Source organism: Methylophilus rhizosphaerae (genome assembly GCF_900100975.1).
Taxonomy (GTDB): Bacteria; Pseudomonadota; Gammaproteobacteria; order Burkholderiales; family Methylophilaceae; genus Methylophilus; species Methylophilus rhizosphaerae.
The window spans coordinates 633,000-655,748 of sequence record NZ_FNFX01000002.1 but is presented as its reverse complement, the minus strand read 5'-3'; the positions used below and the strand labels follow the sequence as shown (position 1 = coordinate 655,748).

Genomic DNA, 22,749 nt, shown 5'->3' with positions numbered 1-22,749 from the left:
CTGGAGTTTCAGTGAAGACTAACCTTTAGGTTATGTCGGAGCTAAAATCTATAAGGTGTAGTTCAAAGCAATATGATTTGGCAATCATCAAGATAAACGAAACACAAGTTGTTTCATACCCTGCCCATTGAAAGCTGAAAAGCTAAACTTCCTTTACTTCTTCCAATTTGTTAAAGCAGGCTGAGGCCAAAGTAATACCAGGCTCAGCACCATGCATAACATTACCAGTTATGTTTGGGGACAATAGCGGTTTGGAACCACCCCTTCCCATCTCGAACAGGGCCGTGAAACGAACTTGCGCCAATGATAGTGTACTCTTCGTATGCGAAAGTAGGTCATCCCCAAGCTCCTTACAGAAAACCCCTCAGCATTATTGTGTTGAGGGGTTTTGCTTTTAAAACACAAAACAGCAAAACCATGGAATAAGCAGCTTAAGCAGTAGGCTTGAGTACATTGCTTTATCGCTTAGACATCATGACGCAAGCTTCGCCATATTCTGAACTAAGGTGTCAGAAGAAAATGCGTAGAGGCAGCATGTTAGAATGTAGCTCTATGCCTAGATATCATGTCTTAATTCCTTGTGCTGGTCATGGTGCACGTATGCAGTCTGGCACGCCCAAGCAATATTTAATGTTAAATGGGAAGCCAGTTTTGCGTCATGCGATCGATCTTTTCGAAGCCATGCGGGAAATTACCAGCATTGTGGTCGTTGTGGCAGAAAAGGATGCCTATTGGGGGGCTGATTTACTGGCCGACTGTTATAAATCACGTATTGCTCACTGCGGTGGCGACACAAGGGCAGCCAGTGTTCTGAATGGATTGAGGGCCATGGTTGAGTTCGTGGCCGCAGATGACTGGATTCTGGTGCATGATGCCGCCAGGCCAGGTATTGATCGTCAAATGGTCGAACGATTAATAAATGCCGTTTCTGATCAGGAAAGTGGCGCACTGTTAGCGCTACCATTAGCTGATACACTTAAACGCGCGGATGACCATACAGCGGTAACCGAAACGATTCCACGCGACAAATTGTGGCAGGCACAGACGCCGCAAATGTTTCGCTATGCTGCACTGCAACAAGCATTATCAACCTATTTGCAACGTCATCCAACTGATGAGGCCCAAGCCATGGAGTGGATGGGGCATCAGCCCAAATTGGTATTGGGCGATTTAAAAAACATGAAAATAACTTATCCGCATGATTTAACCGTGGTTGCTGCCTTGATACAGGCAGCACAAAATCAAAATAGCTAACCTTGAAGAGATACAACCATATGACACCTTTCAGAATCGGTCATGGCTTTGATGTGCACGCACTGGTCAGTGGGCGGGACTGTATTATTGGAGGCGTACATATTCCTCACCCGGTTGGTTTGGACGGGCATTCGGATGCTGATGTGCTATTGCATGCGATTTGTGATGCCTTGCTTGGTGCCGCGGCATTGGGTGACATTGGCAAGCATTTCCCTCCTAGTGATATGCGCTATAAAGGCATAGATTCGCGAGAGTTGCTTCGCCATGTAGTCGAACTATTAAAGAGCGAAAATTTCCAGGTCGGCAACATTGATGCCACGGTAATTTGTGAAGCACCACGCCTTGGCCCACATATCCTGCGTATACGGGAAAATATTGCCAGTGACTGCCAGGTCAATATCAACCTTATCAACGTTAAAGCAACCACGACTGAAAGACTGGGTTTCACCGGCCGTGGTGAAGGCATTGCTGCAGAAGCCATAGTACTGATTTATACACAAGTTTAATATGCGATTGTTTTCCAGATTTGAGGGATTGGTTTCTCCTTTTCCTCGCGAGATTATTCAAACCCTGCCTACCCGTTTCTGGCCATTTATGTGGGCGTGCTCATATGGCATGCGCAAGTATATTTTGTGCATGACCATACTCACCGCCTGTATTGGTGCCTTTGAGGCATTATTGTTTGCCCTCATGGGTAAGGTGGTCGATAAACTCACGGCGATTGTACCGCAGCAACTGTGGGCGACGCATCAACAGACACTTGCCTGGGTCATTGTCATCCTGGTGGGGAGTACGGTGATTATTCTGCTGCAAACCCTGATGAAACATCAAACCCTGGCAGGTAACTTCCCCATGCGCATGCGCTGGCAATTCCATCAGCATATGCTAAATCAAAGCATGTCGTTTTATCAGGATGAGTTTGCCGGGCGCGTTTCGGCCAAAGTGATGCAAACCGCCCTGGCGGTCCGGGATGTATGGTTCATTCTGGCGGATATTATGGTGTACGTGCTGATCTATTTCACCACCATCGTCACGGTAGTCGGTAATTTCCACCCATGGATGGTATTGCCATTTCTTGGCTGGTTGGCCTTATATGGCTGTGCACTGTTTTACTTTATTCCACGGCTGGCAAAGGTCTCGCAACAGCAGGCGGATGCACGGGCATTGATGTCCGGGCGTATCACTGATGCCTATACCAATATCTCCACGGTGAAACTATTCTCACACGCAGGCAGGGAGGCTGGCTATGCCCAATCTGCCATGCAGGAGTTTCTGGATACAGTGCATGGCCAAATGCGCATGGTGAGTTGGGTAGAAAGCATTAACCACTTTCTCAACATGTGCCTGATCATTGCCAGTGGCGGGATGGTGTTATGGCTATGGTCGCAAAGCCTTGTGGCGGCCGGTGCCGTCGCCGCTGTCATGGCAATGAGCTTGCGGTTGAATGGTATTTCGCATTGGGTGATGTGGGAGCTGACATCCCTGTATGAACAGATCGGCACGGTACAAGACGGTATTAATACCTTGTCTGTGATGAATAATGTTGTCGATAAACCAGAAGCGGCTGCCTTATTTGTCCCTAAAGGCGAGGTCAGGTTTGACCAGGTGGATTTTGCCTATGCACAGCAAGTGCCATTACTCCAGAACTTCAACCTCGATATCAAGCCAGGTGAGCGTGTAGGGCTAGTGGGTCGTTCCGGTGCAGGTAAATCCACCATTGTTAATTTGCTGATGCGTTTTTACGATATCCAGTCCGGCCATATACGGATTGATGGGCAATCTATCGATGAAGTCAGGCAGAATTCCTTGCGTCAGCAAATCGGCATGGTGACGCAAGACACTTCGCTACTACACCGTTCCGTGCGCGAGAATATCCTGTATGGCCGCCCGGATGCGACAGACGCAGATATGGTGGCTGCTGCCAAACGGGCAGAAGCGCATGAGTTTATCCTGACCTTGCGAGACGCCAAGGGACGTACTGGCTATGATGCCCACGTCGGTGAACGTGGTGTCAAACTCTCCGGTGGCCAGCGCCAGCGGATCGCTATCGCACGCGTGATGCTCAAGAACGCACCTATCCTGGTGCTGGATGAAGCCACCAGTGCGCTGGACTCCGAAGTTGAACAAGCCATTCAGCACCATTTGTCACAATTGATGGAAGGCAAAACGGTAATTGCCATTGCGCACCGGCTTTCCACTATTGCCGCCATGGACAGGCTGGTGGTGCTTGACCACGGCCAGATCGTGGAAACGGGTACTCACCATGAGTTGCTCGCATTGAATGGCATCTATGCCAGGTTGTGGGCACATCAGAGCGGCGGCTTCCTCGGGGAGTGATGTCCTGCGATATTTTAGGCGCCTGTGTGCCGATTGCACATAATCTCTTATTAAAAAAACTAATGCCAGGTTTAGGCAAAAGCTTGGCGCAATTCCCCAATCGCAAATACTTGTGCTTCCCTGGCTTTGGCAACAACATCGGCCATGCCGAAGAACTCATGCGTCACTCCCCTATAATGACGATAGGCCACAGGTACGCCATCACTTTCCAGCCGTTCGGCAAAATCCTTCCCTTCTTCATGCAAGGGATCAATGTCGGCTGTGATTACCGTCGCCGGTGGCAACTCTTTCAGGGAGGCGGCTTTGTTTGGTAACGCATAAGCACTGTAAGTATCCATGGGTTCGCTATAGTGTTTAAAGAACCAGTGCATCATGGCGGCATTCAATGGTTTCGCATGGGCATTTTCGAGATAGGATGCATTGAAAACATTGTTGTCGACCACCGGGTAAATCAGTAGCTGGTGTACCGGCAAGGTCATGTCTTTATCGCGTGACATCAGCGAAACGACGGCAGCAAGGTTGCCACCGGCACTTTCCCCGGCGACAGCAATCCGTTTGCGATCACCCTTGAGTTCGTGCGCATGTTTCAACAACCATTGATAGGCCACAAAGGCTTCATTGGGTTGCGTGGGAAAACGATGCTCGGGCGCCTGGTGGTAATCCAGCGAAACCACCACTGTTTGAGCGCCTTGCGCCAGCGCAATAATCGAGGCTTCATACGTTTTGGTATCCGCAATCACGAATCCGCCACCATGAAAATAAAGGGTGACGGGAAAAGGTCCTTCACCTGCAGGCGTATACACATGGGCCGGCATGCTGCCGATGGGGCCGCCAGGGATGCTGATCATTCTGCAGGAGACATGTGCAGTCGCAGGCGCCAGGCCTTGTGCCTGTAATACCTTTTTGACGGCATCTGCGGGTGTTGGCTGCCGGCGAGCCTCTTCCGGCGATAAGCTTTCAATAGGCTTCCCGCCCAGCGCAGTCAATGCATCCAGTACCAATTGCATGTCCGGGTCTGCATAAGGCGGTTCGCCGCCCAGTATTTTTGTGGCTGCTTCTACCGTAGCAGGATCTTCAATTGCAGGGAGGGTGCCTGCGGTTTGATTGAGTAAAGAATCACTATGATGTGTGGTTGCCATTCGTATTCCTTTCTTGTGAAATCAGAGAGAAAGTACAAACCTTCACCTTAGCCTTGGGCCAGTGAGGTTGATATCAGGCACTGCACCAATCTACTGTAGGAGGTGCTATATGTAAGATACGTTATACCACGCGATGTTCCGTTACGCTGTGCATGACTTGAGGGAGGAGGAAACAGTTAACCATCGTTTGCATTTGTGAACAGGAACGTGCGGCATTTTACGCTGGTCTCATCTGTATCCGTGTATGCAAAGAATGAGCGACGACGATGAAAAAAATTGCCTTAATTGCACCTCTCTTGATGCTGCTCATCGCGGGATGTAGCAAGCATGGCGAGGCTGGCAAGAGTGGTTCGCAAGTGGTGGCCCGGGTCAATGGCAGCGAATTGACTGTCCACCAGCTGAACTTTGCGCTTTCCAAAATGGGTAAGCTGGATCAGTCGCAACTGAAAGCTGCTTCCGAGAAAGTCCTGCAGCAAATGGTGGAGATGGAACTGCTCAAACAAAAAGCAGTTGAGGCAAAACTGGACCGTGACCCCCGCATATTGCAAATGCTGGAAGATGCCAGGCAGCAGGTATTGGCACAGGCATATATACAGAAGATCGCGTCCAGGCCCATAGCACCGTCTGGTGATGAGATCCGGAAGTTTTACGATACCCATCCCGAGTTGTTCAGCGAGCGTCAGGTCTACGGGATCCAGGAGTTTGTGGTGAAAGATGGCAATGCACATGCGAGCGAGATCGAAGCGGGCATCCATGCTGCCAGAACTGCAGAGGATGTAAGCAAGTGGTTGAAAGATAATCACTATGTCTTTAACGCCAATGCCAGCAGGAAAGCGGCAGAACAGTTACCACTTGATTTGCTTAAACAACTGAATACGCTCAAAGTGGGTGACACCGTGGTGGTCAGAAGCCCTGATGCATTGGTATTGCTGTTTCTTGCCAAAATAGACCGGGAGCCGATTGACCTGGAACAAGCGCAACCCGCTATTCAGCGGTATCTGGTCAATGCCAGTCAACAGGCACTGGTTAAGAATGAAGTCGCTGCGTTACGTAAACAGGCCAATGTTGAATTTTTGGGAGATTTCTCAACTATGGCATCCAATATGGCAGTGGATAGCGGGGAAGAGTCTGCTTCTGGGGCGACACCGGTTGCGGCAAACCCGCAAGCTACCGTTCCCCAGGTTGCTGTCACGCCGGAAGCAGAACCTGCTCCACCCGCCCATAATCCAGCCATTGAAAAAGGATTGGCTGGCCTGCAATAAAAGTGGGTATCGTGGAGCGCCTGATTCTGGTGCTCATTTGATGAGGAGCGTTTCATGAAATTCCCTAAACCATGTTCATGATGGGCAATAGCAGGATTCCCAAGTACCAGGCCGATAATAGCTTTACACGAGCCAGACAGGGGTCGGCCCGGGAAATCAAACAAGGAGAGCCATCATGTGGACCAAACCAGCTGCAACTGAAATGCGTTTCGGTTTTGAAGTGACCATGTACGTCATGAACAAATAAGTGCATTGTGACGACAGAAACCCGGCCATTGCCGGGTTTTTTCTTATTGCCAGTGTGATTACCGGGATCGCCTGAAGGCACCCGCCCGGCTTCAAGCGTGGATTCGCCTTGTATTGCCAGATGGATACAGTGGCGAAGTGGTAGTGAAGAAAAAATAGCCAGCCGGTATACTGTTGGCCTTTCACTGGATGAGTACCGCATGGACTGGATACAACTGTTTTTGGAGCAATATGCACTGTTCTGCCTGATCGGTGTGGTGGTGGGCGTGCTGTCCGGCTTGCTGGGCATTGGCGGTGGCATCGTGTTGGTGCCCATGTTGCATGCGATATTAATGGCGAAAGGATTCTCAGGCGATATGGCGTTTCATGTGGCCTTGGCGACCTCAATGGCATGTATCGTATTCACTTCGTTGTCCAGCATACGGGCGCATCATAAAAACCGGAATATTGTCTGGCCTTATGTGTGGGCCATGGTGCCTATGGCATTTTTAGGTTCTTTGCTGGCCACCCTGGTGGCCATTCACCTGGATGCGTTTTACCTCACGCTATTTTTTGCCACGTTTATCCTGTTCGCGGCGATCCAGTTACTCCTGGACCGCAAGCCGGCCCCGCACAAAGTACCGGGCAAGGTAGAAATCAGCCTGGTGTCATTGTTGATTGGCGGCGTGTCTGCTCTGGTGTCCATAGGCGGCGGCACACTGACCGTGCCTTATCTCGCCATGCGCAATGTGTCGGTCAAGCAGGCAATAGGGACGTCGGCAGTACTGGGTTTCCCCATCGCGCTGGCGAGCACGGTGAGTTATTTGCAGGATGCCATGCGGCAGCCTGTACATGCGCCGGATACATTTGGCCTGCTCTACCTGCCAGCCATTCTGCTGGTGACCCCGCTCAGCGTGTTATTCGCACCAGCAGGTGTGGCATTGACCAAACGCTTGCCGGTTAAGGTCTTAAAGCGTGTTTTTGCCGTGTTTTTGATGGGCGTGGGTATCAAGTTGCTGTGGTCGCAGCTTGCTTGAACCTATGGCGCGCAGGCAATAAAAAACCGCCGGATTCCGGCGGTTTTTTGTTTGGTCCTGGCTGGTTATTTGTTCATGACGTACATCGTCACTTCAAAGCCAAAACGCATTTCAGTCGCTGCTGGTTTAGTCCACATGGTCATCTCCTTGGTTGATCGTTTAAGGGTATCGTGATTATTGTACTTGTATGAGTATCACTATACGCTGTCGTTTCAATTTCACCCTGCGGCGTTTGCGTAAAAGAGACTCATGATTTTATGTGGTCTGCTTGCGGTGTGCTTTCATAGACCGCTGGCATGTGTTCGTGTCAGAATCAGAACAAGCACAAGCCCAAGAGAATAGGCTCGCCCCTGTTTCTGCATTGGGCGGGTGAATCAGGGCTGGTTGATTGCCATGATCTGTCATCAATTTCATCGTATACCATATTCGAAATACACATGATTGCCTTACTTGAAGCAAAGCGCGCAGGCCTGTTTTCCAGACCGCACTGGATGAATAATGTATTGGCTGGTGTGATCGTGGGGGTGGTCGCCTTACCTCTGGCAATGGCTTTTGCCATCGCCTCTGGTGCCAAGCCGGAACAGGGACTGTATACCGCGATTGTGGCTGGCGGACTGACCTCTATGCTGGGTGGGAGCCGCTTGCAAATCGCAGGGCCGACCGGCGCCTTTATCGTGATTCTGGCCGGGATTACTGCCAAATACGGTATCGAAGGTTTGCAGGTCGCAACGCTGATGGCAGGCGGCATACTCATGCTGATGGGACTGACGCGCATGGGTGGCGTCATCAAATATATTCCCGATCCTGTCATTGTCGGCTTTACCAGCGGAATAGGTGTCATCATTTGGGTTGGCCAGTGGAAGGATTTCTTCGGATTGCATCCTGCAAGCGGGGGTGAGCAATTCCACCAGAAACTCTGGCATTTGCTGCAGGCCTTCCCGGGCATGCATCTTGAAACGGCCGCGCTTGCTGTGTTCACGCTTGCGGTGTTGCTCACTTCACCACGTGTTTTCAAGCGGATTCCTGCGCCGTTGGTCGCCATGGTCGCAGCGACAGTCATCCAGTGGTTGTTTGCATTTGAAGGGGTAGCGACCATAGGTAGTGCTTTCGGGGGGATTCCGCAAAGCCTGCCGCAATTCTCGCTGCCTTCGGTGACCTTTTCCGAGGTACTGCACTTGATGGGTCCTGCATTTACCATTGCATTGCTGGGGGCGATTGAATCGCTGCTTTCGGCGGTGGTTGCGGATGGCATGGCTGGCACCAGGCACGACTCGAATCAGGAACTGGTCGGCCAGGGCGTCGCCAATATCTTTTCCCCGCTCTTTGGCGGATTCGCTGCGACAGGCGCTATCGCCCGTACCGCTACCAATATCCGCAATGGTGCAACGAGTCCGCTGGCAGGCATTGTGCATGCGCTGACGCTGGTGATCATCGTGCTGGTGCTCGCGCCACTGGCTGCGCTCATTCCGCTGTGTGCCTTATCCGCCATTCTGTTTGTGGTGGCATGGAATATGAGCGAACTGCACCGCTTTCACCATATGGTAAAGACTGCGCCGCGTGCAGATGTGACTGTACTACTAATCACTTTTACATTGACGGTATTGGGGGACCTGGTGATTGCCGTCAATATTGGTGTGGTCATCGCTTCATTACTGTTCATGAAGCGCATGTCTGAGGCGGTCATCGTTGAGCAGCAGGCACATGAGGTGCTTGCCAGGGAAGTGCCAGGAAGGCCGCTGAACTTGCCTGCAGGCACGGTGGTGTTTGCGATAGATGGCCCGTTCTTTTTTGGTGCGGCAGAGCGACTGGAAAGTGTGCTGGAATCAGTGCACGGGCATGCCAGAACCCTGGTGTTGCGTGTTGGCAGAGTGCCCTTTATCGATGCGACCGGGATGCAAGCTTTGGGGGACCTGCTGGATAACTGCAAACGTCACAAGACACGGCTGGTCATTTGCGAGGTACGTCCCAATGTACTGGCAAAACTTGCAATGGCCGGACTCGTCGAGCAGATTGGCCAGCAAAATATCCTGGCGCAATTGCATGATCTAAGTGCTGGCGAGCCTTAGGCACATTTTTGGCGTGCCGCTGGTGCTGGCATAAAACGGTCATCAATTTGTAATACAATAAACTCAGTCACTGTTCTGAGTTATAGAGTCCCATGCATATTCAAGTCATTGCTACCCAACCGTTCACCGATCAAAAGCCAGGCACCTCAGGGTTGCGCAAGAAGGTCAGGGTTTTCCAGCAGCTACATTATCTGCAGAACTTTGTACAAAGCATTTTTAATACGCTGGAGATTCCCGAAAATGCCACACTGACGCTGGGTGGGGATGGCCGTTTCTATAATAAGGAAGCCATACAGATCATCATTAAAATGGCAGCGGCCAATGGTTTCGCCAGCGTATTGGTTGGCCAGCACGGGATACTGTCCACGCCTGCGGCGTCGAATGTGATCCGTAAATATCACACCTTTGGCGGCATTATCCTGTCTGCCAGCCATAATCCTGGCGGGCCAGAAGATGACTTTGGCATTAAGTACAATATCTCCAACGGTGGTCCGGCACCAGAGAAAATCACCGATCGTATTTTTGCGACAAGCAAAACCATCACCGAATACCGGATTGCCGAGATCCCTGAAGTTAATTTGTCCAAGCTGGGCACAACCGTGCATGATGGCTTTAGCGTCACTGTCATTGATCCGGTGCGTGATTATGCCGACCTCATGCAAAGCATGTTCGATTTTTCAGCCATCAAGCGCTGGCTGGCAACCGGGCACCGCCTGAAATTCGATGCCATGCATGCGGTGACCGGGCCGTATGCCAGGGAAATTTTTGTCCATCGCCTCGGTGCACCGGCGGATAGCCTGATGAATTGTGACGTGTCAGAAAATTTTGGCGGCGGCCACCCGGACCCTAACCTGACCTATGCGGCAGAGTTGGTCAAGATTGCTTACGGTGCGCAGGCACCTGATTTTTCAGCAGCTTCCGACGGTGATGGCGATCGCAATATGATCCTGGGCCAGCACTTTTTTGTCACGCCTTCTGACAGCCTGGCGCTAATTGCCGCCAATGCCAGACTGATTCCCGCTTATGCTCAAGGCCTGTCCGGCGTGGCGCGTTCCATGCCGACCAGTGGCGCCGTAGACCGGGTCGCCGCCAGGCTGGGGATTGCCTGTTATGAAACGCCTACCGGGTGGAAGTTTTTCGGCAACCTGATGGATGCTGGCCGTGTCGCCCTGTGTGGCGAGGAGAGCTTTGGCACCGGCAGTGACCATGTACGTGAGAAAGACGGATTATGGGCTGTGCTGTGCTGGCTCAATTTGCTGGCCGCTACGGGTGAAAGTGTAGAGTCGCTGGTGCGCAAACACTGGCAAAGCTATGGCCGCAATGTCTATTCCCGCCATGATTATGAAAATGTACCTGCTGCACAGGCCAATGCCGTGATTGCACATGTCAAGGCACAGGCCAGCCAGTTGCCGGGGCAGGTGTTTGGCGCCTATACCGTCAAAACAGTGGATGACTTCAGTTATACCGACCCTGTTGATGGATCTGTCAGTACTGGCCAGGGCTTGCGTATCCTGTTTGCCTGCGGCTCCCGCGTGGTGATCCGCCTGTCGGGCACGGGGACTGAGGGAGCGACCATCCGCGTCTACCTGGAAGCCTTTACCGAAGATGCTGCACAGCAGCAGCTGGATGCGCAGGATGCGCTGGCAGAATTGATTGCAGTCTCGCACCAGATATCGCTGTTGCCGCAATTGACCGGCCGGCAACAGCCGACGGTCATTACTTAAAGATAATGGCGGGAGTGGCTGCATGATGATAAAGAGAAGAATGCTTGGCCCGGTATTATTGTCTGCAGGCTTGCTGGCCTGTGGCGTGAATCCGGTGACCAAACAGCATGAGTTCCAGTTTGTCTCGCAAGACAAGGAAATCCAGCTGGGGCAGCAGAATTACAGCCCTGCGCGCCAGTCCCAAGGCGGCGACTATACGCTGGATGCGGAGCTGACCCGTTATGTGCAGCAAGTCGGCCAGAAACTGGCCGCAGTGTCTGACCGGCCGGATTTGCCGTACGAATTTGTGGTGCTGAATGATTCGGTTCCCAATGCATGGGCCATGCCAGGTGGCAAAATCGCCTTCAACCGTGGTTTGCTTTACGAATTGCACAGCGAAGCGGAGCTGGCAGCCGTACTTGGGCATGAGATTGTGCACGCGGCTGCGCGCCATGGCGCCAAAAGCATGGAACGCGGTGTATTTTTACAAGGCGCGATGCTGGCAGTGGGCCTGGCCACGCGTGACTCAAACTATGCCAATATGGTGGTGGGCGGTGCCCAGCTGGGCGGCCAGCTGATTTCCAGCAAATATGGTCGCGATGCCGAGTCTGAGGCGGATCACTATGGTATGAAATACATGAAACTGGCTGGCTATGATCCGGCTGCGGCCGTGACGCTGCAGGAAACCTTTGTGCGTCTGAGTGCGGGCAATCGGCAGGATTTCATGTCCGGCCTGTTTGCCAGCCATCCTCCTTCGCAGGAACGTGTCGATCTGAACAAGCAAACCTTGCAGGCGTTGGGCGCTGGCGGCGAAATGGGCAAAGAAGTTTATGCCCAGCAAGTCGCCAGGCTGATGTCTACACGGGAAGCGTATAAAGCCTATGATGAAGGCAAAGCCGCGTTGCAGAAAGGGGATGCTGATAAAGCCAGGAACCTGGCCAACAAGGCGCTCAGCATCGAACCGCGCGAAGCCCGTTTCCAGGAGCTGTTAGGGGATATTGCCCTGAGCAAGAAGAACACGACTGAAGCGCTGGCGTTTTATGACAAGGCGATCCAGATGCAGCCGGGTTATTTCAAACCCTATGTGCAAAGCGGCATCGCCTTATTTAATGAGGGTAAAAAAGCGCAGGCAGAACCTTTCCTGAAAAAAGCCAATGCCTTGCTGCCAACGGCACCTGGCTATGCGCTGCTCGGGCAGATTGCGGAAGGGCGTGGTGAAACTGCATTGGCATTGCAGCATTACCAGTTAGCGGCCAGTTCTGATTCCGAGATCGGCAAGGAAGCTGCCGGCCGAGCCATGCGCATAGACCTGCCGCGTAATCCTGCGCGCTACCTGCCTGCCGGCCCGCTGGCGGATAACACCGGCATGGTTTACGCCGCGGTGCAAAACAGCAGCAGTGTCCCGGTCGGGCGCGTGCAAGTCCGTATGTTGCAATACGACAGCCATGGCCGCCTGGTCAACCAGACCCGTTCCATGCTGATTACCGGAGGTATCGCGCCCGGCAAGCGCGGCTCGGTGGCGACTGGCTTCCGTATCCAGGACCAGGCTGCCTTGCAGTTCTTCCGTGTGGTGGTCGAAGGTGCCGAACTGGCGAATTGATCTTTCTCGTTGCATTCCCTTAAGAAAACATCACATTATGACCATGCAGGATAGCTGTTGCTCAGTGTCACCGTACTTTGAAATCCATCCCGGCAAAGCCGCCGCTTTCCGCCTCATCTGTGAAAAGTATGTGCAATGGTCGTCGCGCGAGCCCGGTTGTTTGTATTACGGCTTTAGTTTCGACGGCGATCTTGCGCATTGCCGTGAGGGCTTTCGCGATGCGGCTGCGCTATTGTCACATATCGAAAACCTGCGCCCCATCTTGCACGAGATGGGTGAGGTTTCTGAGCTGGTGCGCATGGAAGTGCATGGCCCGGCGGTCGAACTGGCCCGATTGCGGGATGTGCTTGCAGGCATGCATCCGCAGTACTTTGTTCTGGAGTATGGTTTCAGGAAAGATATCGCCGTTTAAGGGATGGGGCCGGAAGATAACGTTGTACTGCTCTCGCCATCTCGTATCGTCATCACGCCGCGATACAGCCTAACATCCATGCGCCCCAGAAAACTCATGCCCAATAATGCATCTCCTTCCAGGCCGGGGGAGATCGTCGCCGCGACGTCATGTGCAACAATGCCACCCAGCTGGACTGTTTTCAGGCGCACCAGGTAAGACACCGCCGTGCCATTGGCTGTACGCGTACTGATCGCGTCCTGGCTGATGAGTCCCAAACGGTCAGCGACGTGTTGTGAGATCGCGACCCCGGTGGCACCGGTATCAATCAGTACCCGCACGCGTTCGCCGTTAATCAGGGCCTCGGCGCTGTAGTGGCCATCCGGGCCACGCTTGAGGCTGACGACCTGTTGCTGGTCGAGTTGCTCCAGCGTATTGGGGTGCTGTATACGGTCAACCAAAAACCAGACCAGTGCGGCAAGGGCTAGCCAGGCGAGCAAATACAGCAGGTTGCGCCTGTGTGAAAGAACCTGTTGAGTGGCATGTCGCATGCTCATTCAATGGTGGCTAAAAAGGGATTTTCAAGCCTGGGGCGGCATTGCGTAACATTTGCCTGAATGATTGTTGGATGCGGATAAGTGCAGTTTCATCGTCTGCTTCAAAGCGTAAGGTCAGTACCGGCTGGGTATTCGATGCACGGATCAGGCCAAAGCCGTCGGCGTATTCGACCCGCAGGCCGTCGATGGTAATGATGTCGATGGCATCCGGGAACTGTGCAGATTGCTGCAATACTGCAATCAGCGAGTGTGGTTCGCCTTCTGCCATGGTGATTTGCAGCTCAGGAGTATTGATGCTGTCAGGCAATGCTTCCAGCACGGCACTGACATCAGGGTGACGGCTGACGATCTCCAGTAAACGGGCTGCACTGTATAGGCCGTCATCAAAGCCAAACCAGCGTGCCTTGCCTGCCTTGCTGTCATTGAAGAACAGGTGGCCGGAGAGCTCACCACCGATAGCGGCGCCAGTTTCCCTGATTTTGGCTTTCATCAGCGAGTGGCCGGTTTTCCAGATCACCGGCTGTCCGCCATGGTCACGTATCCAGGAGAATAAATGACGGGTTGACTTCACATCAAACACTACCTTGCTACCAGGCTGATGTGCCAGTACGTCTTCGGTAAATAACATGAGCTGCCGGTCACTGCGGATAACCTTTCCCTGCTTGGTGACTACGCCCAGGCGATCACCATCGCCGTCAAAGGCCAGCCCGATTTCTGCATCGCTGGTATGTAGCCTGGCCATGACATCCTGCAGGTTCTTTTCTTCCACCGGGTCAGGGTGGTGATTGGGGAAATGCCCGTCAACCTCGCAAAACAGGGGCTCCACCTCGCAACCCAGCGCTTTGAACAACGCTAGCGCATAAGCACCTGCCACCCCATTCCCGCAATCAATCACTACCCGCATAGGGCGCGCGAGCCGGATGTCGGCAACGATGGCTTCCAGGTAAGCGGGGAAAATATCGTAGGCAGTCACCTTGCCCGGCGCGGGTGACTGCTGGAACTGTTGCGCCATGATGCGTTGCCTGAGTGCCTGGATGGCTGCGCTGCTCAGTGTTTCCCCGCCAATCACCATTTTCAACCCGTTATATTGCGGCGGATTATGGCTGCCGGTCAGCATCACGCCACTGCTGGTTTGCCCCAGGGTGTGTGCCGCGAAATAGAGCATGGGTGTTGTGACCATGCCCAGCGAGATCACGTGAGTGCCGGTGTGTGTAATCCCTTCGGTCAGTGCTGTAGCCAGGGCAGGGCTGGATAAACGGCCATCGTACCCTACACATACCGTATGTTCGCCACACGCTTGTGCCTGCGTGCCCAGTGCCAGCCCAATCTGGCGCACAATATCTGCTGTCAGCGTATCATCGACAATACCGCGGATATCGTAAGCCTTGAAAATGGATGCTGGCAATGCAGCCATTTATTCGGCTTCTTCTATCCAGGCCAGCTGGATAGCCTCGAGGATTTTTTCACCACAGTGGGCTGGATCATCATTGAAACCTTCCAGCTCCATGACCCATTGCATCAGGTCGGTAAAACGGATGGTTTTAGGGTCGATATCGGGAAATTTATCATACAACTCCTCAGCAATACGCTGGCTATCGGTCCATTTCATGGCATGCACTCCCTTGTGATCATTGATGGCGTTCATTATAACTGACAGCGGGCGGTGGGTTTGACGGAATCCGCTGACACGCGTGTCAGACGCACGGGACTGGTCAGGCCGCCGGATGATTGGCATCATGTCGGGTTATGGAGCATCGAGTGCATACAATAACACCCTCTGTAAAAATCACCAGGTGGATTGCCGGTATATTCTTGACGCTGGTGTTGGTCATTGCGGGTTGTGAAATCGCCGGTTGGCCATTTCTGCGTCAACCCTTACAGCAACTGATGCAGGACAAATTACACCGGTCCGTGCAGATTGAGCGACCATTTCGCTTGCAGCTGGTAGGGAGTGGCCCGCGCCTGCAAGTGGGAGGACTGAAGCTCTCGGCCCCGGCAGGGTTTGATGCGCCTTATTTTGTGGATGCGCAAGGACTGGACCTGTCGCTACGCTACCGCCACCTCTGGTCGCTGAAAGAAGGCGATCCTTACCGTATCCGGGCCATTCGTGCCGATCAGCTCAATGCCTACCTTAGCCGGCATGCAGATAAACACGCCAGCTGGGATTTTGAACTGGAGGATAGCGGCCCGGCGCGCCCGTTCCCGGTGATTGAACAATTGGCGGTTAACCAGGGCGAGGCCAAAGTAGATGATGCAGTGACCAATGCGCAATTGAGCGTGAAGTTTTTTACCGAAGAGGGTGAACACCTGAAGGCACCCGAATCCAGCGTGAAAGTGAATGGCAAATTCCGGCATCTTCCCTTGCAAGGCGAACTTGTGACCCAAGGGTTTCTGCCCGTGGCAACCCAGGGCAAAGATTCGCCACCCATTAACTCCCATGGCTGGCTGAAGTACGGGGCGGTGAATGCGCAGTTTCGCGGAGCCGTGTATGACCTGTTCGGCGCGCAACGCGTCAAAGGCAAGGTCGATGTCAGTGGCCCTTCACTGGCGGATGTCGGCGACTTGCTGGACATGACCTTTCCGCGTACTTCCTCGTTCAATATCAGTGCTGAAATTAACAGGGATGCAGACCGCTGGCAAGTGAACATACCTGCTGCGCGCATAGGGCGCAGTCATTTATCGGGGCAGTTTGCCTATGACCTGGCGCCCGAAATCCCCCTGCTCAGCGGCAAGTTGCAAGGATCGCTGCTGATGCTGGCTGATCTGGCGCCTGCGTTCGGGGCAGCGCAGGATAATACGGCGGGTAACGCACATCCTGGCAAGCTGTTTCCGGATGAGCCGCTGGACTTTACTACCTATGGCCGCATGAACGCAGATATTGATGTGCACCTGGATGCTGTTGATTTGGGCAACGCATTCAGGCAACGGATTGCACCGTTGAAGTTGCGTTTGACGCTGATGAAGCATAAATTAAGCTTGGCAGAGCTTGAAGCCAGTACGGCGCAGGGCACTGTATCTGGTGCGCTGACCATTGATGCCCATGATGCGGGGAATACGGATTTATCGCCGCCGCCGGCACCAGACTGGGGGATTCAACTGGCAGTGCGTGATATTCGCCTGGAACAGTGGCTGAAAGTGACACCCGCCACAGGCAAGAAAAAGGGCCAGGAGAAGCCCGCGACGCCGGCATCGCCTGCGTATATCTCGGGCAAATTGAGTGGTAAGGCCAAGCTGCAAGGACGCGGGCGCTCCACCTCCGCCTTGCTGAAATCGCTGGATGGGCAGGTTGCATTGATGGTGCGCCAGGGTGAAATTTCCCATCTGGTGGTCGAAGCTGCGGGGCTGGATATTGCGCAAGCCATTGGTGTACTGGTGAAGGGCGATCAGCCATTGCCCATGCAATGTGCTGTCATGGGTTGGCAGGCGAAACAGGGCGTGTTGACTCCCGAGGCTGCCTTGATTGATACGCCAGTGACCCTGGTGAATGTCAGCGGGGATGTGAATCTGGGGCAGGAGCAGCTAAATCTCAAATTACAGGCCAGTCCGAAGAACTTCTCACCATTGACCATACGTTCCCCGATTCTGGTCACCGGGCCATTTGTCGATCCCAAAGTATCAGTCAGTCCTGGTCCGATTGCCGCACGTGTTGCCGGCGGGGTGTTGCTGGCATTGCTGAATCCTTTTGCTGCAATCCTGCCCTTCCTGGATCCTGGTGACGCCGCTGCCGTGAGCGATGAAGGATGCCAGCATACCTTGCAGCAATTGAAAGCACGCCAGCATTAAATACCTGATGTGATTGGGGGCGTAAAAAAAGACCCGGCCGAAGCCGGGTTGAGGGAGCGATTTGGAGATATACGCTTACGGTGAATATTAAGCATAAGCTGTGCCATGTTAAATAGTCATTTAAAATCAATAGGATATTTATTTTCACCCATCAAATATGTGTAGCCAGCCCAGCAATTGCTGGATAAGGTGCACAACTCTGGTGCGCGGCATACAATGCCGGCATTCCTTCTCCGCCATCGTTGCCATTACAAAAAAACGGGACGCCTGTAGCTGACGGTCGCGAAAGATGCAAGCCATGGGCGCCTCATGGTAAAATCGCGCTTTATTGTTATAGATACGGAAACTTGATCGTCATGTTTAGCTTTTCAAGAAATTTAAGCGTTGCAGACCCGGCACTGGCCAAAATGATTTCCTCCGAAGTGGAGCGCCAGCATCAGCACATTGAGCTGATTGCCTCCGAAAACTACACCAGTCCGGCGGTGATGGAAGCGCAGGGCTCGCAACTGACGAACAAGTATGCAGAAGGTTATCCGGGCAAGCGTTTCTACGGTGGCTGTGAGTTTGTTGACCAGGTTGAGCAGTTGGCGATTGACCGCCTGAAAGCCTTGTACGGTGCTGAATATGCCAACGTGCAACCCCACTCCGGTTCACAGGCCAACCAGGCGGTGTATTTCTCCATCCTGAAACCGGGCGATACCGTCATGGGCATGAACCTGGGCCACGGCGGTCACTTGACCCATGGTTCGCCAGCCAACTTGTCCGGCAAGTTGTTCAATATCGTGCCTTACGGTTTGAACGATAAAGAAGAAATCGACTATGACGAGATGGAGCGCATTGCCATCGAGTGCAAACCAAAACTGCTGATTGGTGGCGCGTCTGCTTATGCCTTGCGTTTTGACTGGGCCCGTATGGCCGAAATCGCTAAAAAGGTGGGTGCTTATTTTATGGTCGATATGGCGCATTACTCCGGCCTGATTGCCGCGGGCGTCTATCCTAACCCGGTACCACACGCTGATTTTGTGACTTCGACAACACACAAAACACTGCGTGGCCCCCGTGGTGGCATCATTATGGCCAAGGCAGAATTTGAAAAATCATTGAACTCCAATGTGTTCCCAAGCCTGCAGGGGGGGCCGCTGATGCACGTGATTGCCGGTAAAGCCACCGCTTTCCTGGAAGCGGCGCAGCCAGAGTTTAAGGCTTATCAGGAGCAGGTATTGAAGAACGCCAGCGTCATGGCGAAAACATTGGCAGCACGTGGCTTGCGTATTATCTCTGGCCGTACCGAGTCCCATGTGTTCCTGGTTGATCTGCGTCCTAAAGGCTTAACTGGTAAAGCGGCAGATGCCTACCTGGGCCAGGCGCACATCACCGTGAACAAAAATGCAATTCCTAACGATCCGGAAAGCCCATTCGTGACCTCCGGTATCCGTATCGGCTCGCCAGCGATTACTACGCGTGGTTTCAAGGAAGCAGAAGCCGAGCAAGTGGCTAACCTGATTGCTGATGTACTGGACAACCCGGAAAATGCAGAAGTGATTGCAGCCGTCAAAGCCAAAGTACATGCACTGACCGACAAGTTTCCTGTCTACGGTCAATAACCACACCGCGCACTTTTAACCATGAAATGTCCGTTTTGCGGCGCTGACGATACGCAGGTGGTGGATTCCCGCCTCAATGAGGAAGGGAACTCCATCCGTCGCCGTCGCCGCTGCCAGGTGTGTGACAAACGCTTCACGACCTATGAAATGGCAGAGTTGCATCTGCCACAGGTTGTGAAGCAGAACGGTACGCGCGAAGAATTCAAGCGTGAGAAATTGCGCGTGTCATTTACACGTGCGCTGCACAAGCGTCCGGTGCCGACTGAATATGTCGACAAGGCCATGGACAGAATTATCCAGAAAGTCCTCAGCCTGGGTGTGCGTGAAGTCCCTGCGCGCCTGCTGGGGGAAACAGTAATGCAGGAACTGAAACAGATGGACCAGGTGGCGTATATCCGCTTTGCTTCTGTGTACCGGAGCTTTTCGGATGTGGATGATTTCCATAATGCCATTCGTGACCTGGATGTGACCGGTAACGACAATTAATCCGAAAGGCGGGGCGTATGAAACTGATCAACCTCTCTGCGATTGCGCTGGCCGTATTTACGGTCATCCTGACCATCGTGTTTTTCAGCTGGTGGGCATTTAAGGACGAAGTCGTATTCGGCAGCGAGAAATTTGACCAGACGCGCTGGATGGAACTGGCCAACAGTGTGCAGAAAGACTGCCGTCGTGGTGATATGGCCTATGACCTGAAAAGCCATATCCTGATCCGTGGGGCGAAAAAGGAAGCGGTCATGGCATTGCTTGGCCGCCCTAGCCTGGAAGATGACAGCGCCCTGGAGTACGATCTTGGCAAATGCATGCATGTATATCATGCGCTGCGTATTTATTTTGACCAGGATGGGCGTTTAACCCATAGCCAGATTTCCTCCCACTAGCCTTGTCATTTTTGAAGGTTAGGCGTATGCCTGTGATAACACAGGTTTGCTGGTCGCCGGGATGCGGTAGCGCTTATGGAACTGGCGCATAAAGTCAGCCAGATGTTCTGTTGCCGCGAACTCCAGGCCATTGTATATCGAGGCGCGTATGCCGCCTATGCTGCGATGGCCATTCAAGCCGGAGAAGCCAGCCTGGCGGGCTGCCTGCAAGAAGGCCTGTTCAATGCCTGCATCCGGTAAATTAAACACCACATTCATCTTGGAGCGATCTGCGGTTGCCGCCCTGCCACGGTAAAAGTCGGCGTGGTCATCCAGCAATTGGTACAGGCAGTCGGCCTTGGCCTGGTTACGTTGGGCCATATTGTGCAAGCCGCCGATTTCATCACGCAACCAGCGTGTCACCAGTAATACACTATAAATCGCAAAGACCGGGGGCGTGTTGTAAATAGAGTGTGCATCCGCCTGGGCGTGGTAATTGATAAAACCTGGCAAATCATCTGGTAAGGTATTCATAAAGTCATCGCGCAGAATCACCACGGTCACACCTGCCGGCCCGATATTTTTCTGGGCATGCGCATAAATCATGGCGTAGCGGTTGAACTCAGCGGGTGCAGACAGTAAGTCTGACGACATGTCACAGATGCGTGGCACCGTTTCGAGCCCTGGCACGCGATGAAATTGCAAACCTTCTACCGTTTCATTCGACACATAATGAAAATAGGCGGCATCCTTCGAAAGTGCCAGCTCGGCATCGCTGGGCAAGCGACTGAACTGGTCAGCCTTGCCGCTCCATGCTTGTTGCAGCCTGCCGGACTTTTCCGCCTCGTGGATCGCCTTGCCGCTCCAGTAGCCGCTATGAATGTAATCGGCAGACTCTCCATTGCGCAGCAGGTTCATTGGCAACATGGAAAATTGCTGGGTGGCCCCGCCTTGCATCATGAGTACGCGGGTAGAAGATGGCAATCCCATCAGTTGGCGGATATTGTTTTCGAGTTCATGCACTACCTGCGCAAACCATTCCGAGCGGTGGCTGATACCCAGGATCGATAAACCGGTTTCCGGCACACACAGCATGGCCGTATGCAGTTGTTGCAATACACTTTCTGGCAGGGCACCCGGGCCACCGGAAAAATTCAGTTGATTGGCGCTTGGTTTCATCAGGCACTCTCCAGTAAAGGTTGCGGCTGTAATGCGTATAAATATTGCTCAAAAGCCTGTTGCAGCCGGGCGATCTGTCCGGCTTTAAAGGGGAACAGGTCGGCAGCATCCATGGCATGTACTGCCATGATGTGGTCAATTTCAAATACCAGTAATTTGCCATCAGGCGTTTCGGCACAGTCTATGCAGAAGTAATCGAGTTGCAAGCGCTGATAGATCGCCGCCAGTGCTGGCTGATGCCGCGTGGCAAAGTGGGAAAAGTGCTGCATAAACAAGCCTTCTTCGGCGCGTTTTTCAGCAGAATCATACATACCGGCATTCACGTAATGCACCATCCAGTGGCTGGAAATGGCCATATGGCAGATAAACGGCTGTCCGCGCAACATGGCAATTCTGTATTTACGGAACAGGCCATCCTGGCTGCTGTAGTCGACAAAGCGTGAAACAAAAAAGCCCAGGCTTGCAACCGACCTTACATAGTCTGCCAGTGCTGTTGCCGAGCTTATTTTTGCCAGGTCATTCCCCGCTTGCGAGCCAACAGGGCGAATGATCAATGGAAAGCCCGGCAGTGCCGCCGGGCCTGCCGGATCGCGTTGCTGCATGCTTAAGCGCGTCACGACCTGGCTGCGAGGCAGCCGGTGTGTACGTGGCATATCCAGCCCGGGGATGCCTTGCAGCAGCTCACTCAACTGGTCACGGTTAACATTGGGTAAAAGACGTGGCTGGTTAATTACTGGCTGGGCATGATGGCGCAGGCTGGCTTCTACTGCCAGTAACAGATCGTGGTTCGCCTGGCTGTCTGACAAGGCGACCATGACTGCGTCATGCGCTGGCATGGGAGATGGCAATGGTTGCTCAATCGTTGCATAGTAATAAATTAGCTCTACCGGGCTGTTTTCCAGCAGGCAATCAATTGGCGTATTTTCAGAAAGGTCGCCTGCTGTCATGATGACGAGCAGACGGCTACGTGGCGGCTGGCAGCTGGCCGGTCGGCGGAATAAACGTTGGAGTGACAGCGCCTGCTCCTGAATCGCCAGGCCCATGTCGCGCATTTTCAGGCACAGGAAGCCTGTGGCCAGATTCATCCACAGAATGGCATTTTCCTGGTCCTGGTTGGCTTGTGCCAGCAGCGCCTGGGTATGCCCATGCAAATCAGCCCCATTCAGGCTCATGCGCAGAAACGGGGCCAGCCCCTGAAAGGTGTGGCTGGCGTCAGTGAGGTTCAGGCTGGCCAGCAACTGCTGCAGATAGCTATATTCCTCTGCTGCACGGGCAGGGGACTGCTGGAGCACGTCGGTGTTTAGTACGATGATACAACCAAGCGGGTTGCTGCCATTGCCTGCTGTGAGACGCTCCGTCAGCCCTGATACATTGAGGCCACGTGCAAAAAATATCCCCAGTACCGATTGACTGAGGGTATCTAGCAGGCTGGCCGGCAAAGTCGTCAGCGCTTGTTCGAGTTCCAGCTGGTATTCAGGATTATTTTCTAATGATATTGCTGTCTGTCCGTCCTTCGAGCTGGCATATTCTGACAAATAGTCATGCAGGGCATCAGTAGTTGGCGGCGTCGTGCGTGTATGTAATGGCTGTGCATACAGCGCCAGCCAGAGGGTGGGATCAGTAATAGAAATCATGCCTCAGTGTAGCGCTCCCGCGCGTGCGCGATAGCTTTAAAAAAACGGGAAATACCAGTGTATTTTGCAATTAGCAGGAAAGGGTTGGCGCTTGTTTGAGGCATGAAAGCGGATGACA

At 53.1% G+C, this 22,749-nt stretch carries 21 protein-coding genes and 1 rRNA gene; 15 read left to right on the top strand and 7 right to left on the bottom strand.

Annotation, left to right across the window (positions count from 1 at the left end):
* Positions 1-233: 233 nt before the first annotated feature.
* The 4 genes from rrf (at position 234) to BLP53_RS06720 (ending at position 3,591) form a co-directional block, all read left to right on the top strand.
* Positions 234-347, top strand: a 5S ribosomal RNA gene (gene rrf / locus BLP53_RS06735).
* 127 nt (positions 348-474) lie between these two features.
* Positions 475-1,254, top strand: coding sequence for a 2-C-methyl-D-erythritol 4-phosphate cytidylyltransferase (gene ispD, locus BLP53_RS06730; protein WP_342670204.1), 780 nt, complete (start codon positions 475-477; stop codon positions 1,252-1,254).
* A gap of 20 nt (positions 1,255-1,274) precedes the next feature.
* Positions 1,275-1,760, top strand: coding sequence for a 2-C-methyl-D-erythritol 2,4-cyclodiphosphate synthase (gene ispF, locus BLP53_RS06725; protein ID WP_091471368.1), 486 nt, complete (start codon positions 1,275-1,277; stop codon positions 1,758-1,760).
* A gap of 7 nt (positions 1,761-1,767) precedes the next feature.
* Positions 1,768-3,591, top strand: a complete 1,824-nt coding sequence (locus BLP53_RS06720) for an ABC transporter ATP-binding protein (protein WP_176755234.1) — start codon at positions 1,768-1,770, stop codon at positions 3,589-3,591.
* A 71-nt stretch (positions 3,592-3,662) separates the two neighbouring features.
* Here BLP53_RS06720 and BLP53_RS06715 read toward each other — a convergent pair whose 3' ends face one another.
* Positions 3,663-4,730 (bottom strand): alpha/beta hydrolase, encoded by a 1,068-nt coding sequence (locus tag BLP53_RS06715; protein WP_245652680.1) that lies wholly within the window; start codon positions 4,728-4,730, stop codon positions 3,663-3,665.
* Between the two features lie 266 nt (positions 4,731-4,996).
* Between BLP53_RS06715 and BLP53_RS06710 the strand changes: the two genes are divergently transcribed.
* The 3 genes from BLP53_RS06710 to BLP53_RS06700 all read left to right on the top strand — a co-directional run bounded on the left by BLP53_RS06710 (position 4,997) and on the right by BLP53_RS06700 (position 7,254).
* Positions 4,997-5,992 (top strand): EpsD family peptidyl-prolyl cis-trans isomerase, encoded by a 996-nt coding sequence (locus BLP53_RS06710; protein ID WP_091471366.1) that lies wholly within the window; start codon positions 4,997-4,999, stop codon positions 5,990-5,992.
* Positions 5,993-6,167: 175 nt separating this feature from the next.
* Positions 6,168-6,239 carry a pyrroloquinoline quinone precursor peptide PqqA gene (gene pqqA / locus BLP53_RS13870; RefSeq protein WP_081624291.1) on the top strand — a complete coding sequence of 24 codons (72 nt, stop codon included), beginning with the start codon at positions 6,168-6,170 and terminating at the stop codon, positions 6,237-6,239.
* Positions 6,240-6,336: 97 nt separating this feature from the next.
* Positions 6,337-7,254 carry a sulfite exporter TauE/SafE family protein gene (locus BLP53_RS06700; protein WP_245652678.1) on the top strand — a complete coding sequence of 306 codons (918 nt, stop codon included), beginning with the start codon at positions 6,337-6,339 and terminating at the stop codon, positions 7,252-7,254.
* 65 nt (positions 7,255-7,319) lie between these two features.
* Here the strand turns inward: BLP53_RS06700 and pqqA (BLP53_RS06695) are convergent, their stop codons facing one another.
* Positions 7,320-7,391 carry a pyrroloquinoline quinone precursor peptide PqqA gene (pqqA, locus tag BLP53_RS06695; protein WP_081624291.1) on the bottom strand — a complete coding sequence of 24 codons (72 nt, stop codon included), beginning with the start codon at positions 7,389-7,391 and terminating at the stop codon, positions 7,320-7,322.
* 300 nt (positions 7,392-7,691) lie between these two features.
* Between pqqA (BLP53_RS06695) and BLP53_RS06690 the strand changes: the two genes are divergently transcribed.
* From BLP53_RS06690 to BLP53_RS06675, 4 genes are all read left to right on the top strand, one after another.
* Positions 7,692-9,320 carry a SulP family inorganic anion transporter gene (locus BLP53_RS06690; protein WP_091471364.1) on the top strand — a complete coding sequence of 543 codons (1,629 nt, stop codon included), beginning with the start codon at positions 7,692-7,694 and terminating at the stop codon, positions 9,318-9,320.
* Between the two features lie 92 nt (positions 9,321-9,412).
* Positions 9,413-11,044, top strand: a complete 1,632-nt coding sequence (locus BLP53_RS06685) for an alpha-D-glucose phosphate-specific phosphoglucomutase (RefSeq protein ID WP_091471363.1) — start codon at positions 9,413-9,415, stop codon at positions 11,042-11,044.
* A gap of 25 nt (positions 11,045-11,069) precedes the next feature.
* Positions 11,070-12,623, top strand: coding sequence for a M48 family metalloprotease (locus BLP53_RS06680; protein WP_091471421.1), 1,554 nt, complete (start codon positions 11,070-11,072; stop codon positions 12,621-12,623).
* 64 nt (positions 12,624-12,687) lie between these two features.
* Positions 12,688-13,035 carry a putative quinol monooxygenase gene (locus tag BLP53_RS06675; RefSeq protein WP_245652676.1) on the top strand — a complete coding sequence of 116 codons (348 nt, stop codon included), beginning with the start codon at positions 12,688-12,690 and terminating at the stop codon, positions 13,033-13,035.
* Here the strand turns inward: BLP53_RS06675 and BLP53_RS06670 are convergent.
* The 3 genes from BLP53_RS06670 to iscX are packed head-to-tail and all read right to left on the bottom strand — an operon-like array spanning position 13,032 to position 15,180.
* The gene (locus BLP53_RS06670) at positions 13,032-13,571 is read right to left on the bottom strand and encodes a retropepsin-like aspartic protease family protein (RefSeq protein WP_091471361.1); all 540 of its coding nucleotides are present in this window, start codon (positions 13,569-13,571) and stop codon (positions 13,032-13,034) included. The genes BLP53_RS06675 and BLP53_RS06670 overlap by 4 nt on opposite strands.
* A gap of 10 nt (positions 13,572-13,581) precedes the next feature.
* Positions 13,582-14,985 carry a phosphomannomutase/phosphoglucomutase gene (locus tag BLP53_RS06665; protein WP_091471360.1) on the bottom strand — a complete coding sequence of 468 codons (1,404 nt, stop codon included), beginning with the start codon at positions 14,983-14,985 and terminating at the stop codon, positions 13,582-13,584.
* Complete coding sequence (gene iscX / locus BLP53_RS06660) at positions 14,986-15,180, bottom strand: Fe-S cluster assembly protein IscX (RefSeq protein WP_091471420.1); 195 nt, start codon at positions 15,178-15,180, stop codon at positions 14,986-14,988.
* A 149-nt stretch (positions 15,181-15,329) separates the two neighbouring features.
* On the opposite strand from iscX, the gene BLP53_RS06655 reads away from it, so the two are divergent.
* From BLP53_RS06655 to BLP53_RS06640, 4 genes are all read left to right on the top strand, one after another.
* Complete coding sequence (locus BLP53_RS06655; RefSeq protein ID WP_245652674.1) at positions 15,330-17,354, top strand: AsmA family protein; 2,025 nt, start codon at positions 15,330-15,332, stop codon at positions 17,352-17,354.
* Positions 17,355-17,710: 356 nt separating this feature from the next.
* Complete coding sequence (glyA, locus tag BLP53_RS06650; RefSeq protein WP_091471358.1) at positions 17,711-18,958, top strand: serine hydroxymethyltransferase; 1,248 nt, start codon at positions 17,711-17,713, stop codon at positions 18,956-18,958.
* Between the two features lie 21 nt (positions 18,959-18,979).
* Entirely contained in the window at positions 18,980-19,444 is a 465-nt protein-coding gene (gene nrdR / locus BLP53_RS06645) for a transcriptional regulator NrdR (RefSeq protein ID WP_091471357.1), read from the top strand.
* Positions 19,445-19,461: 17 nt separating this feature from the next.
* Positions 19,462-19,839, top strand: a complete 378-nt coding sequence (locus BLP53_RS06640) for a hypothetical protein (RefSeq protein ID WP_091471356.1) — start codon at positions 19,462-19,464, stop codon at positions 19,837-19,839.
* An 18-nt stretch (positions 19,840-19,857) separates the two neighbouring features.
* On the opposite strand, the gene BLP53_RS06635 is transcribed toward BLP53_RS06640, so the two are convergent.
* Both BLP53_RS06635 and BLP53_RS06630 read right to left on the bottom strand, forming a co-directional pair.
* Entirely contained in the window at positions 19,858-20,997 is a 1,140-nt protein-coding gene (locus BLP53_RS06635; protein ID WP_245652672.1) for a phosphoserine transaminase, read from the bottom strand.
* Positions 20,997-22,631 (bottom strand): ATP-grasp domain-containing protein, encoded by a 1,635-nt coding sequence (locus tag BLP53_RS06630; RefSeq protein ID WP_091471354.1) that lies wholly within the window; start codon positions 22,629-22,631, stop codon positions 20,997-20,999. The genes BLP53_RS06635 and BLP53_RS06630 overlap by 1 nt, the downstream gene beginning before the upstream one ends.
* Positions 22,632-22,749: the final 118 nt, after the last annotated feature.

Excerpts from the sequence above, each read along its gene's own strand:
- BLP53_RS06680 (WP_091471421.1), top strand. The coding sequence starts at position 11,070 with ATGATAAAGAGAAGAATGCTTGGCCCGGTATTATTGTCTGCAGGCTTG.
- ispD (WP_342670204.1), top strand. The coding sequence starts at position 475 with ATGACGCAAGCTTCGCCATATTCTGAACTAAGGTGTCAGAAGAAAATG.
- BLP53_RS06670 (WP_091471361.1), bottom strand. The coding sequence starts at position 13,571 with ATGAGCATGCGACATGCCACTCAACAGGTTCTTTCACACAGGCGCAAC.
- ispF (WP_091471368.1), top strand. The coding sequence starts at position 1,275 with ATGACACCTTTCAGAATCGGTCATGGCTTTGATGTGCACGCACTGGTC.
- nrdR (WP_091471357.1), top strand. The coding sequence starts at position 18,980 with ATGAAATGTCCGTTTTGCGGCGCTGACGATACGCAGGTGGTGGATTCC.
- BLP53_RS06665 (WP_091471360.1), bottom strand. The coding sequence starts at position 14,985 with ATGGCTGCATTGCCAGCATCCATTTTCAAGGCTTACGATATCCGCGGT.
- BLP53_RS06640 (WP_091471356.1), top strand. The coding sequence starts at position 19,462 with ATGAAACTGATCAACCTCTCTGCGATTGCGCTGGCCGTATTTACGGTC.
- BLP53_RS06715 (WP_245652680.1), bottom strand. The coding sequence starts at position 4,730 with ATGGCAACCACACATCATAGTGATTCTTTACTCAATCAAACCGCAGGC.
- glyA (WP_091471358.1), top strand. The coding sequence starts at position 17,711 with ATGTTTAGCTTTTCAAGAAATTTAAGCGTTGCAGACCCGGCACTGGCC.
- BLP53_RS06710 (WP_091471366.1), top strand. The coding sequence starts at position 4,997 with ATGAAAAAAATTGCCTTAATTGCACCTCTCTTGATGCTGCTCATCGCG.
- BLP53_RS06690 (WP_091471364.1), top strand. The coding sequence starts at position 7,692 with ATGATTGCCTTACTTGAAGCAAAGCGCGCAGGCCTGTTTTCCAGACCG.
- iscX (WP_091471420.1), bottom strand. The coding sequence starts at position 15,180 with ATGAAATGGACCGATAGCCAGCGTATTGCTGAGGAGTTGTATGATAAA.
- BLP53_RS06685 (WP_091471363.1), top strand. The coding sequence starts at position 9,413 with ATGCATATTCAAGTCATTGCTACCCAACCGTTCACCGATCAAAAGCCA.
- BLP53_RS06630 (WP_091471354.1), bottom strand. The coding sequence starts at position 22,631 with ATGATTTCTATTACTGATCCCACCCTCTGGCTGGCGCTGTATGCACAG.
- BLP53_RS06635 (WP_245652672.1), bottom strand. The coding sequence starts at position 20,997 with ATGAAACCAAGCGCCAATCAACTGAATTTTTCCGGTGGCCCGGGTGCC.